Here is a 13,084-nt window from a genome sequence, read left to right on the forward strand (position 1 = left end):
ATTGGCAACCGCCTGTCAACTTCGGAGGTGTCGAATGGCCGAGGAACGGTACCCGGATCCCCGACTGTCCCTGAAGTCGCTCATCGCCGCCGAGCTGCGGCTCCTCCGCCGAGAACTCGGCCTCACCGGCACCCAGCTCGGCCAGATCATGAAGGTCGACAAGACCCTGGTTTCCAGGATCGAGAGCGGCCGCCGCCCCCTACAGCTCGAACACGCCCGCCTCCTGGACGCCCACGCCGCCGACCTGCGGAAGCAGCGCCTCGGCGAGAACGGCAACCCGGACGACCACCACCCCCGCTTCGAGTCCCTGGTCCTCCTGGCGGCCCGCCAGCCATCGGACGACTGGAACCAGGAGCACGTCAGACAGGAGCAGCGAGCGCACACGCTCAAGCTGTGGGAGCCGCTGTTCGTCCCAGGACTGCTCCAGACCGAGAGCTACGCGAGAGAGGTCTATTCGTCTACAGACGTCCCCATGGACGTCGAGCGGCTCGTCGAACGGCGTATGAAACGCCAGGAATTGCTCACACGCCCTGACCCGCCCAGAGTGTGGGTGCTACTCGAAGAAGGCGTACTCGACCGGCCCGCAGGCGGACGTGAGGTGATGCGAGAGCAGCTCGCTCACCTGGTAGAGCTGGGGGAACTGCCGAACATCGTCATTCGGGTGGTGCGCAAGGGGAAGTGCCTTCACCAAGGCCTTGAGGGACCGTTCAAAATCATGCTGTTCTCGGGTGAGCTACCGATGGCGTACACCGAGGCCGCAGTCGGTTGGCGACTCGTTTCCAACCCGGCGGACGTAGACTCGTTCGTGCTACGTCATGAGAACCTCGGGAGCATCGCGCTCCCTCGAGAGGAATCTCGAGCGTTGATCCGCGAATACATGGAGAAGATGACATGACGTCCCTGGTCTGGCGGAAGTCCAGCTACAGCAACGCTTCGAGTGGTGACTGCGTAGAGACCGCCCGTCTCGGCCACGAACTGGTCGGGCTCCGTGACTCGAAGCACACCGAGGCGGGCCACCTGACGGTGCCCGCTTCCCAGTTCGCCGCACTCCTCCGGGCGATCAAGGCCGGAGAAGGCGCGTAACCATCCGGTCGCTCTAGGACTCCTCGATCGCCGGAGCCTTCACCCGGTTGCCATAGGCCGTGCTGGCTCGGAACTCCAAGAACCCGGACGGGCATGTCCTCGGGTTCGGCCCAGGAGAGTGGCGGGCGTTCGTGTCCTCGGTGAAGGCGGGACGACACGACCTGCACTGAACGTGATGACGATCAGCTGCTCATCGCCACTCGAGGAACTGCCCTTCCCAGACGCTCGGTTGAAGGGACGGCACGTCACGGACGCCTTCAACGGCATCGGCCACGTCGTGAAGCATCGCGGCGAGTGACGGCCAGAGGTTCAGCCGGGCCGAGTCGTCATGAACGAAATGCCCTACGGACCCGTGATCAGTGCCGCCTCGCTGATCGATGAACAGTCCGTCAGCTGTTGAGGCATCGGCGATCGGAAGCCAGCCTGGATGCCACCAGTTGCCGAGTGCCCACTCCTCGAACTCTTCCTCGTCCTCCATGAGCCCCTGCATGATCTCGACCCTCATCGCGTGGATACCTGCGATGCGCTCTGCGGGAAGCAGCGCCGTGAACTCGGGAAGAAAGCCTGCTCCGTGATGGTACTTCCCTGACTGGTCATGTTCGTTGGTGCCGTTGCGCAGCAACAGAATCCGCCTCAGATCCTCAGGAAACTCGCGTCCGAGCGCTTCCTCGGCTGCAGCGATCACAGCTGGCTCAGCCGGCGGGTTGAGCCGTGCGAAGTTCCCCGGCGCATTCGCTTCGAGCCAGCATTCAAGGCGAGTCCAAGACTCTTCAACAGAGGCAAGCGTCATGCACTGGACTATGCCACGTGGAGCGATCATGAGAGGTAGCGGTGCCGTGGATGGGACCACTTCACAGGTGAGACGGCACACCATGAGGATAATGGAGGTCCAGACGATACTTCGCCTCGGCTGCCAGCGTCAGCTTCACGACTCATCCCCCGGCACTGGCCACCCCGCCGCCCGCATCCGCTCCGCGAACGTTGCGTAGGCCTGCCGGTACTCGTTCTCCCGATCCGCCTTGTAGAACGGAGCGGTATAGCCCTCAGGTGCTGGACCATTGATCTCAGGATCAAAGTGGGCCATCAACTGTTCAAAGTGCTCCTTCGTCTGCCCATACCCGAACGTATTGTGGTTTCTCGCGATCTTTCGTCCGTTCGCATCAAACCAGATTTCGTCCTCGCGTTCTGCAAGGACAGGAAAACGAGAGCGATATATAGCGACCAACTGACCGGCTGTCATGCCAAGCCAAAGTGCAACCAAGGAATCCAGTTCGACGAGAGCGGAGCGGCGTTCTTGATCGGTACGGAACGGAGTTTTATATGTCCAGTTGGAAGAGACAGCCGACGGGTCTCCAAGATGGGTGAGATATGGCCAATTTACGGTCCACTTCTCGTTTCTCCAAGACGGTTCATACAGCTCCGCCCATAGATCTGTATAAGCGCTGGTCAAGCAATTAAGGCGGAGGGTTCGTAGCAATAGCGCTGGAGCTAGCGGATGATCTGGCTGGCCGGTTGGAATGTTTGGCGCATCGCCAATTTGTAGGTCAGCCCGCCCCGTGATTCGAAGCAGGTAGTCCAGTGGCAGTGATGACCAAAAGCCAGCAGCCAAAACAGTGGATAGATTACTCTGGAGTGCCATAGTGTGCACTGCGTTAACGTGTGCTGGCCCAGGAGGAATCAGAGCGGCAAATAGTGATCGCTCGCTATTGAATGGTATCATCCGCCGCCAGGCTAGCCGATAAAATTCTGTACATTGACGAGTTATCTTATCGGATTTAGTCCATTTGTCCTGAGCGGATTCATAGGTCGTACGATCGCAGGCCCTGAGATAATTTGTTGCGGGAATGGCATCCCTGGGAAGAGTTGTCAGGTTCCACGGAAGCCAGTCATTATTGCTTTTGCATGGATTCTTTGGATGCTTGGCTATTGGGGTAGCGATCGAAAAATGAGGCCCCTGGAGGATGACTTCATCGAGTGACTCCGGATTCCCTGTCTGCCACCGGATCAGCCCGTCCTTCTTGGCGTTGGCTTCATCATAACCTCTGCTAATGCTTGGGTGGTCAGCGGCAATGCGTTTCCGATACTTTGCAAGTGCCTCGATGGCACCTGCTTCGGAAATGGTAACAGGATAAAGTAGCGGGGTTTGATCTATTGGGTTATCTCCTGCTTCGGAGAAGCGCTGCCATATTTCTAGCTGAGATTCATCTACTTGGATCAGTCTTTTGCGGTGTGGTCGAAGGTCCCATTTTCCTTCGTGTTTGATTCCGGGAAGTGGTCCCGTGCCGTTGTGTTCGATAGAATCGAGCACTACTGAAGAATCGTATAGCCAGTTGATCGAAGAAAAGCTGATTGATTTTTGGGCGCCATAGATGTGGACGCCAAATGATGTGGTGTCGCTGACTGGTCGGGGAAATGCCCAGTTTCCGCCATTCATGAAATGGGCATGGAATCTCAGGTGTTGATATGCAGAGCTTCGCAGATTTCCTTCTTTTGCTCCGCCGAAGTGGGTGTCGGGATGTATTAGTCCAGCAGTTCCCTTTTCGGTAAGATTATCCCAAGTGCGGCACATGAAAGCTCGGTAAAGGTCTGGCTGGGTTTGGGCTAGTAGTGGATATGTCGTCTCTGAGCTGAGGAAATCTACTGCTCCCGAATTGAGTGTCATTTCGCTGAGGAAGTACTGGAATTTATGTGGAGTAGAGAGTTCTGTTGACTTTCTCTCCCGCTTTAGGCTGGCTGCGGGTTTATCTGCCAGCTTGAACCACGGATCCAACTCGGCTAGGACGACATCTTCCTGCCAGCGTGGGCGCACCCATGGCGGGTTCCCTGTCTGGAGGTCGAAACCGCCCCGGGTGAAGATCTGGGCGAATTGGAGTTCCCAGTGGAAGAAGCCGTTTTGCTTGGCGATCTCTTCGGCGCGGTCGAGCCAAGGGAAGAGGCCAGGGAGGCGGTGGTCGGGGACCATGCCCATGAATTCGGGGAGGACGTCCTCGTGTGTTTCGAGTTCGGCGAGAGTGTCGAACTGCTTGACGAGGGTGTCGCCCTGAGCGGGGAGCTTGCCGAGGAGAGCTTCGGCGAAGTCGAGCCAGTCGTCTAGAGAAGCCAGGGGGATCGTGGAACGGGACGACGCTTGGATCCTGGGCTTCGACGGGGCCTGGTTGCGGGGCTTGGGGGCCTGGGTCTTGGCCTCAATGGCCCATTCGGCAAGGTCGCCCTGCTCACCGAATTCCGAAATCAGGGACTCGGTGACGTAGACCTGCCCGAAACCGATGCTCTCCTGGGTCGATGAAGGTGCAGGGAGGGACGGCTGCTCGGTGACGGAGATGACCGGAGCGGCTTGGGCGTAGCGCTCGTCGGTGCCATCCAGCAGGGAGACGCTGTCCAAGGGCCAGAACCAGAGGGCGCTCCAGGCGTCCATCACGGTCTTGAGCCGCCAGTAGGGGGTGCCGGTGGCGATGAGGTCGCCGTAGACCTTCTCTTTCGGGATGGCCTTCTCGGGGTGCTCGAGCCAGTCGGCGCCCCAGACGTCGATCTCGCGGCTGATCTCCTTCTCCGACAGGGTGAGCCGCTGAACGACCAGGCTCCACAAGTACTCGGCGTTCTCTGAGAGAGCTTGAAGGCGCTGAAGCTGGGAGCGCTTCCGCCCGCCGGACTTCTTGTCGCTGACCTTGGCGGTGAGTTTTTTGCGCCAGGCGGCGAGGGCCTTGGCCTGGTCGGGGGCGAGTTCCCTGGCCTCCTTGGCGGCGGCGACGGCACCCCAGCCGGCAGCCGGGAGAAGGAACTGGAAGACCTTCCCGGACGGGAGGCCCTCACCTGAGAGCGGCGTGTTCTCGGGAGTCTCCTTCAGCCAGGTGCCCTTGGTGAGCTGCCCAGCCTCGTAAACACCACGAGTCGCACCGATCAGCGAGTTACCGCGCCGCAGGTGCAGCCCGAACCAGGGAGCCTGCAAACCGGGGTGCATGACGTTCAGCCACAACGACACCTCGGCGAGTTCGATCGCGGTCTCGTTGAGGTCGACGCCGTAGGAGTTGTGCAGAGCGATGTAAGCCTTGGCCTTCTGCAGCTCGGCCTCGTACAGCTCCGGGTCGATCTCACGTCCGAGTTCCTTGGCACGCCGCCGCAGGTACTCGGCAGCCACCTGGTTGATCGCCTCGTTGAGAAACGCCCCGGAACCCAAAGCAGGCTCGCAGATCTTCCAGTCAAGGATCTCGCGCGCCGTCGTAGTGGTCCCGTCCTGGTCAAGCCGGTGCCGCAACGTCAGCTCGACCGTCACCTTCGTCAGCGACTCCGGCGTGTAGTACGAAGCACTCGTCTCCCGATCCCGCCCGGCCAGCCGGTACACGAAGGACCCCTTCGGGTAACTCGCGTACTTCTCCGTCTTGTGCCCGTCCTCGCCGACGACCCGGACGAAGACCTCCTCCGGATACTCCTCGACCTTCGAGGCCGGGATCATCCACGACCCGTCCTTCGGATCCCCGCCCTTGGCGACCTCGTACAGCTCCTCGGTGGCGATGAACCCCGTGTACGACATCAGCCCCTCGTACACCGCCCCGAGCTGGTTGATGCCGAGCTGCGCGTACGAGATGAACCCGCCGCGCTCCCGACGACGCCCCTTGGTGAGCATCAGCAGCCGCAGCACCTTGTACAGCGTCTCGTTACGCAGCCGCGTGTCGAGCACGACCCCGTCCGGGTCGTCCTCGTCCAGCATGATCGAGCCGATGAGGGTGATGGACTCCGGCTCGAACAGGTCCGACCGCAGCGCCTCGAACCGCAACCCCTCACCGCTGGTCGCCTCCGTACCCGCAGCCGGATAGCCCTCGTTGACCATGCGGAACAGCAGCGCCAGCGACTCGTACAGGTGAAGACCGTGCCGTGACTCCTCCCCGTGCAGGTCACGCACGACCAGGTCGCCGAGGCGGGCAAGGCTGTAGCCCTGCACGTAGTCATCGTCCTTGGTCGGCAGGATGCCCAGCTCAGGACGTGCCTCGGCGTACAGCAGGAACAGCACCCGGTACAGGTAGCGCAACGATTCCCGGGTCAGTTTCCGAGCCAGCGCGGCCGGCTCCATGATCTGCGCGGGGTCGGCGCCCTGTTCTCGGATCCGGGCGAGGACCTCGTTGGCGATCAGCTCGACCGAGTGGCGCAGGCCCTCGCGCAGCTCCGTGGAGACGCCCACGGCGTGCTGGCGGGAGCCGTTCAGCAGCGAGGTGAGCAGTTCCGAGCCGCCCTCGGCGGGCGGAAGCAGCGAGTCCGCGCCGAACAGGGCGGCGATGAGCTCGATCTCGGAAGAGTTGTTGCGGCCCAGCGCGGTGTCCAGGCTCACCCCCAGATACCGGCCTTCGCCCCAGGTGGCGCGGTCGGCGAGGACCACCACGCCGCCCGCCAGGAGCAGCACGTAGCGCGGCGGGGCGTCGGAGGTGAACAGCCAGGTGGCGAGCTTCACCCCCGACGTGATGCGTTCGCGGGTGTCGAGCTGGACGGGGAAGAGCAGGTCCGCGCCGACGGCGGCGTCCACCGTCGTCGTCCAGCCGCACTCGACGGCGACGAGATGCTCGTCGGCGTAGGCGACCTGGACGGGGTGCTCGTGGTCGGCGCGGCGGACCGTCAGCTCGCGCGGGGCGGCGTCGAACGCCAGGGCGCGCAGGACGTCGCCGTGCAGCTCCGACAGTTCCTTGCGCCAGGCGGCGAGCTCGTCCGGCGACGGGCGCAGGGCGTCCTCGTCGCGCAGCCGCGCGTCGAACTCGGCGAAGGACGCGCGGGCGTCGAAGTAGCGTTTGCCGAGACGGGTCAGGCCGCGGCGCGGGGTGAGGCGGTCGTCGTTCTTCTCCTCCTCGGCCCAGCGGGGCAGCAGGCCGCCGTCCTTCTTCTTCAGGTCCTTCGGGAGGACCTCGGCGAGGTAGTGGGCGGAGAAGTAGTCGCCGCGGTTGACGATCGAGTCGAAGCTCATGCGTTCTCCCCCACGAGGACGGCGAGGACTCGCAGCAGCGGCTCGCCGGTGGTCTCCATCTGGTCGATCAGACGCCGCTGCTCTTCGGCGGTGTCCTTGGCTTCCTTGGTCTGCGTCTGGGTGCGGGCGCCGTCGAGAGTGCGCTGCTCCCAGATCTCGACGCCGGAGCGGAACGGCTCCAGCAGCTCGCTGATCTCGGCGTCGTAGCCGACCCGGCGGCCCTCCAGGTGCGCGCGGGCCGCGGTGACGGCCGGGACGAGCCGTCGCTGCAACGGCTCCACATCCAGCGGCAGGGCCTTGTTGAGCATGCCGGGGCCGACCTTCGCGGCCTTCAGGACCTCCAGCATGGAGGCGTCCTGGACGGCCGGCGGGTCACCGCTGACGGCCATCCACTCCACGACCGTGGGACGGCCCAGTTTGTTGGAGTAGACGCCCTGGATCAGGAAGACCGGCTCGGACACGTTCTCCGCGACGATGACGGGAGCCTTCTGGCGGCCGAGGCGGACCAGCACCTTGTCCGTCAGCCACTCCACCATCGGGTGCAGATCCGACAGGTAGGCGATGTCCGGCCACATCGTCTTGGTGCGGCGGGCCTCGGCGAGCTTCTTCCCGGCGAGCTCGGTGTCGAAGGTGACGCGCATGCGCTCGTCCAGCTTGTGGGCGCGCAGATACGCCTTCGGCAGCACCGAGAGGCGGTGGACGAGGTCCGGGGGCGGGGTGAACGACAACATCTCGCCGTCGTCCTCCAGATCCGGGAGCAGCCGCAGGGAGCGCACGGCCTCGTCGACGAACGCGCGGGTGTCGGCGAACAGGGCGGGCACGTCGGCCAGGAGCGGGTCCGGCTGGGCCGGGTCCGCGCCCACGCTGCCGAAGAGGTCGGCGAGGAAGTCGGGAGCGGAATCCTCGAGGGACTCCTCCACACTCTTGCCGTCCAGGAGGTCCTGGATGAGGCGGCGCTCCTCCTGGACGGGGGTGTACTCGCCGGTGACGGCCTCGGCCGTGCCGAACGCGCGGTGCGCGGTCTCCTCCTTCTCCAGGAGCTTCAACGCGACGGTCCGGTCGTCCTTGGCGCCCTCGACGTCCGAAGTGAGGATGAGGGCCTTGAACTGCGGCGCGTGCTTCTGCCCGTACCGGTCGATGCGGCCGTTGCGCTGCTCGATGCGGATCAGGCTCCACGGGACGTCGTAGTGGATCAGGTCGTGGCATTCGCGGTGCAGGTTGACGCCCTCGGAGGCGACGTCGCCGGTGAACAGCAGGCGGACCTTGCTGTCGGCGAGGGAGAACTCCTCGACGATGCGCTGCTGCTCGGTGTCGGAGAAGCCGCCGTGCATGATCGCCACCGCGTCGTCGGGCAGGCCGAGGCGGGCCGGCACCACCTCCTTCAGCCACTTCAGCGTGGGGACGCTCTCGGAGAAGACCACGACGCGGGTCTGGCTCCGGGCGGCGACGCCGAGCCGCCTGAGCTGGGTGACGAGGGCGTCGAGCTTCGCCGAGTCGTCGTCGGTCATCTTGGCCGTGAGGGTCTTCAGGGACTCCAGGGCCTCGATCTCCCGCGGTTCGGTCGCGTTCTTCAGACGGTTGCCGACCGTGGCGGCCAGAGCCTTGTGCGAGGAGAGGAATGATTTGAGCAGCGTGTACGGGAACAGGCGGTTCCTGGCGTCCACGACGGGGCCGCCCTCACGCCGCTCGCCCGCCAGCCAGACCTCGGTGAGCTCCTCGAAGATCCGCTCCTCGGCGGGGGTGGCCTCGCAGGGCACGGGAACGGACGGGCCGCGGTCGGGCCACCTGGTGCCCATCTGGTCGCGGACCTCGGGGCTGACCTTGGTGCGGCGGATGTAGAGGTGCTCGATCTCCTTGGCCGAATAGTGCGTCTTGTCGACGATCGCGGCGGGGTCGAGCATCCGGATCAGCTCCGCGAACGACTCGGCCTTGCCGTTGTGCGGGGTGGCGCTGGCCAGCAGCAGGGCGTCCGCCTTGCGGGCCAGGCGCTTGGCCAGGCGGTTGCGCAGGCTGGCCTCGCCGATCAGGTTGTGGGACTCGTCGATGACGACGGCGTCCCAGTCCATCTCGTCTAGGTGCTGGCCGTAACGGCCCTCGTTCTTGAGGGTGTCGACCGAGATGATGATGCGCTTGTAGTACAGGAACGGATTGCGGCCCGCGGGGATGTCCTGCTGGATGCGCTCCAGGCCGATGGAGTCCAGCCGGATCAGCGGGATCGAGAAACGCGTCCACAGCTCGTGCTGGAACTGCTCCAGGACCTGCTGGGGCGTGACGACCAGGATGCGTTCGCCCCGGCCCCGGCGGATCAGCTCGGCCAGGATCAGGCCGATCTCCAGGGTCTTGCCCAGGCCCACCACGTCGGCCAGCAGGATGCGCGGACGCAGGCCCTTGAGCGCCAGCTCGGCGGGGCGCAGCTGGTAGGGCAGGGAGTCCAGCAGGAAGCGGCCGGGCAGGGCCAGGCCCTTCTCGGTCTGGGGGAGCGGGGTGCGGCGCAGCACCGCCTCCAGGTAGAGGCGGCTCGTGGCGAAACCGGGGGAGCGGTCCGACTCCAGCTCGGTGTCCTCGGGGCGGAGCAGCTCGACCGGCTCGATACCGGTGAAGAAGACCGACGTCTCGTCCCGGACGAACTCCGACGCGCCCACCGCGGTGACCTTGTAACCGCCCTGGACCGGAGCGCACTGGGAGACGATCCACTCGGCGGCCCTGGCATAGACCCGGGCGCCGGGCGGATAGGGCGTCGGCGTCTCGGTCACGGTTCTCCTCGGGGGTCATGCGTGCGGTGCGGGGGAAGATCAGAAAGCGGCGTCGGCGGCGTAGGCGTCGCGCAGGCTCGCGGCGAGCGCCGCCACCGCCGGATGGGCGGCCGGTCCGGGCACGCGCTCACGTCTCGGCCGGGGCGGCGGCGTGATCTCCGGCGGGTCGTCGGGCCGCTCCCGGTAGGTCGCCAGAGCCAGGCGGCGCAACACGACCGGCAGAGGATCGCCGTCCGCGGTGGCCAGCCCGACCAGGGCCGCCCTGGCCTCCGCGACCGCGGGGCGGTCCGCCTGAGCGTGGGCGAGCAGCGCGGCCAGCAGGGGGACGAACTCCGGCGGGGCGCCGTCCAGGTTCGGCGGCAGATCCGGGTTCATGACACGGCCGGCGAGGATCGGCAGGCTCGTCCCGGTGTAGGGGTAGTGGCCGGTGAGCGCGAACAGCAGAGTCGCGCCGAGGGCGTACACGTCGGCGGCGGCCGTGACGGACCTGGAGTCGGCGAGCTGCTCCGGAGGCATGCAGGCCGGGGTTCCCATCACCGCGCCGCTCGCCGTCAACTCCGACGGGGCGTCGGCGTAGGTGACCAGGCCCAGGTCGATCACCTTGGGGCCGGTCGCGCCGAGCAGGACGTTGCCGGGTTTGAGGTCGCGGTGCAGCAGACCCGCGTCGTGGACGGCCGTCAGCGCCTCGGCGAGCACCACGCCGAGAGCGGCGCCCCGACGCCGGTCCAGGAGCCTCCCCTCCTGCTCGACCGACTCGCGCAGGGTCAGGCCCCGGACGTACTCGATCGCGATCCAGGGAAAGGCGGGACCGGCGTCGGCGTCGACGAGACCGGCGACGGCCGGGCTCTGGACGCTGCGCAGCGCGTCGATCTCCCGCTGGAAACGCAGCAGGATCTCCCGCCGGCCGAAGAAGTCCTCACGGATGACCTTGACGGCGACCGGCTCGTACTCGGGCGTCGCGCCGAAGAAGACACGGCCCATCCCGCCGGCGCCCAGCCGGCCGTGGAGCACGATCTCCCCGACCTGTCGGGGATCGTTCTCGTGCAGCGGCTCCACACCCACCTGCCTCGTCGACGTCCCCGCGACCCGATGCTGACCAGGCAAGGATAGGACCATCGATCCGGACGCCACGTCAGAAACTCTCATTTCCGCCATGGTCGGTTCGCCTGCCCGGGTGAATGATCGATGGTGACTCGGTATAGGGAATCAGTGATTGTGAACTGAGTCAAGAGGGTTCAGGGGCAGTCGGGGATCTCGCGGCCGTCGTCGTCCCTGGCCTCGTCGTCGCCCCAGTCGCGCAGGTAGTAGGCGGAGAAGTAGGAGGCGGTGCCGTCGGGCTCACGGGTGCGCAACCACCAGTGGTTGTAGGCGCCGTCCACACGGACCTCGGGGCCGAGGACCTTGCAGTGGACCGGGTGGCGGCCCGCCCGCAGGAGGCGGAGGGGCCGGGACGACGGGTCGGGGGAGGCGAAGACGCCTGCGGTGCCGAACGTGCGGACCTGGAACTCCTCGGCGGGGGACGGCGGAGTCGAAGGCGGGGGTTTCCGGGTGGCGTCCGCCTTGCGGATGAGGTTGAGGATGCGCGGCGCCATCAGGTCCTTGATATCCGTGTAGGGGACGTCCACGGTCTTGCGGAGGTTCTCGCCGCCCTCGGCCCCGTCGGTGCTGTGCCAGCCGATGCGGAGGCGGTCGGCGGTGAGGGACAGTTCGATGCCGGGGTCGCGGAGCGGGCGCTGGGACAGGCCCTCGGCGCTGAGGGGACGCCAGAGGAAGTGGCCTGTGAACACATCCGCCTCGGGGCCGTTGGGCGGGGGCGGGACCCTCCGGGACAGCTCCTCCAGGGCGTCCTCGCGGAAGAACGTCTCCTGCGGGACCTGCTCGCCGGTGCGGGCATCGACGGTCACCGCGCGGTAGATCTCGGTGGACAGGCCGCCGAGGCCCAGGGAGAAGGGCATGGTGATCTCGTAGAGCACCGAGACCAGGCCGGGGCCGCGCAGCCCGACGGCGGGTTTCAGCTCCAACCGGTAGAGGTCCCGTGCCGGCGCTTGGGCATGCTCCCGCCAGGCCTCCCGCCAGATGCGGACCGCTTCGTCCAGCGGGGCGCGCAGCACCTGGTTGATCTTCTTCTCGACGGCAGGGTCGCGGTGGCCGGAGACCTGCACGATCTCGGCGCCCTCGGTGGTGTACCGGAGCTCCGGATAGGTGGCGGTCTGGGCGACGAAGGCCACTTCCAGCGGAGGCGGAGTCGGCGGGACGGGATCCGGACGGGTCACGGCGAAGATGCCGACGCCCGCGACCGAGAGGGACGCCGCGGCCAGCGCTCCGAGCTTGGCCGCCCCGAGTTCGATCACGAACCAGGTCTTGGCCACCGACGACACCGCCACTGAGGTGGCGCCGCCCGTGAGGGCGGTGAATCCCGCTCCGGTCGACAGCGCGCCGGCCAGCGCCGCGAGACCACGGGCGCCGCGTTTCTCCCACTTCCGTCCGTAACCGCGGCGGGCGACGGCATCGAGGCTCCGCAGGAAGGCGGCGGCGTTCGCGGGACGGGCCGGGGGATCCTTCGCCAGCCCCGCCTCGACCAGTTCACGGACCTGTTCGGGTACCTCCGCCAGCGGGATCTCCCCGTGGACGTGGCCGTGCTCGTCCCCTTCGAACGGGGTGCGCCCGGTGAGGCATTCGAAGAACACGCAGGTCGCCGCGTAGACGTCCGTCCAAGGACCGACGGGTTCACGCAGCCACTGCTCGGGAGACATGTACCCGGGGGATCCCGTCCGGCCCCGGCCGCCCGTCCGCGCGGCGACCCCGAAGTCGACGAGCGTGCTCGTCCCGTCGGGGCGGACCAGCACGTTCGCGGGTTTGTAGTCCCGGTGGACGACCCCGACGGCGTGCGCGGCCCCCAGCCCCAGAAGCGAGCCCTTCAGCACCAGCAGCGCCTCCTCGGCGGTGAGCCGCCGACCGGCCTCCTTCAGCACCCTGTGGAGCGTGGCGCCCTCGACGTACTCCATCACGATCGCCGAGCGCTCGCCGTCCTCCACGAGATCCAGCAGCCGTGTCACATGCGGATCGGTGACCCGGGCGAGCAGCGCCGCCTCATCCCGGAACCTGGCGCGGCTCACCTCGTCGGCGGCGGTCAGATACTTGACGGCGACGACCGCTCCGTCACGTTCACGCCGGGCGAGGACCACCCGTCCCTGTGCTCCCCGGCCCAGTTCCGCCAGTTCCACGAGCCCCGGAACAGCCCACTCCTCCATGGAAATAGAGGACACCGGCTCCCGGCCGACTACCAGAAATCTCGCCAGAACCG

The 13,084-nt window shown here is 66.1% G+C and carries 8 protein-coding genes; 3 read left to right on the top strand and 5 right to left on the bottom strand.

Annotation, left to right across the window (positions count from 1 at the left end; all coding sequences use genetic code 11):
- The first annotated feature begins 34 nt into the window (after positions 1-34).
- From ABGB12_RS06040 to ABGB12_RS06050, 3 genes are read left to right on the top strand one after another with little or no spacing between them, the layout of a single operon-like run.
- On the top strand, positions 35-895 hold the full coding sequence (locus tag ABGB12_RS06040) for a DUF5753 domain-containing protein (protein ID WP_347675258.1): 861 nt from the start codon (positions 35-37) through the stop codon (positions 893-895).
- Complete coding sequence (locus ABGB12_RS06045) at positions 892-1,083, top strand: DUF397 domain-containing protein (protein ID WP_347675259.1); 192 nt, start codon at positions 892-894, stop codon at positions 1,081-1,083. The genes ABGB12_RS06040 and ABGB12_RS06045 overlap by 4 nt, the downstream gene beginning before the upstream one ends.
- Positions 1,084-1,142: 59 nt before the next feature.
- The gene (locus tag ABGB12_RS06050; protein ID WP_347675260.1) at positions 1,143-1,253 is read left to right on the top strand and encodes a DUF397 domain-containing protein; all 111 of its coding nucleotides are present in this window, start codon (positions 1,143-1,145) and stop codon (positions 1,251-1,253) included.
- A gap of 20 nt (positions 1,254-1,273) precedes the next feature.
- On the opposite strand, the gene ABGB12_RS06055 is transcribed toward ABGB12_RS06050, so the two are convergent.
- The 5 genes from ABGB12_RS06055 to ABGB12_RS06075 form a co-directional block, all read right to left on the bottom strand.
- Positions 1,274-1,873 (bottom strand): SMI1/KNR4 family protein, encoded by a 600-nt coding sequence (locus ABGB12_RS06055; RefSeq protein WP_347675261.1) that lies wholly within the window; start codon positions 1,871-1,873, stop codon positions 1,274-1,276.
- 135 nt (positions 1,874-2,008) lie between these two features.
- A complete protein-coding gene (locus tag ABGB12_RS06060; protein ID WP_347675262.1) occupies positions 2,009-7,027 on the bottom strand; it encodes a class I SAM-dependent DNA methyltransferase in 5,019 nt (1,672 codons plus the stop codon).
- Positions 7,024-9,780, bottom strand: a complete 2,757-nt coding sequence (locus ABGB12_RS06065) for a DEAD/DEAH box helicase (RefSeq protein WP_347675263.1) — start codon at positions 9,778-9,780, stop codon at positions 7,024-7,026. The genes ABGB12_RS06060 and ABGB12_RS06065 overlap by 4 nt, the downstream gene beginning before the upstream one ends.
- Before the next feature lie 39 nt (positions 9,781-9,819).
- Positions 9,820-10,884: a serine/threonine-protein kinase gene (locus tag ABGB12_RS06070; RefSeq protein ID WP_347675264.1), complete on the bottom strand. Its 1,065-nt coding sequence runs from the start codon at positions 10,882-10,884 to the stop codon at positions 9,820-9,822.
- 131 nt (positions 10,885-11,015) lie between these two features.
- Entirely contained in the window at positions 11,016-13,031 is a 2,016-nt protein-coding gene (locus tag ABGB12_RS06075; RefSeq protein WP_347675265.1) for a serine/threonine-protein kinase, read from the bottom strand.
- Positions 13,032-13,084: the final 53 nt, after the last annotated feature.

It is taken from the genome of Actinocorallia sp. B10E7, from assembly GCF_039871655.1.
Taxonomy (GTDB): domain Bacteria; phylum Actinomycetota; class Actinomycetes; order Streptosporangiales; family Streptosporangiaceae; genus Actinocorallia.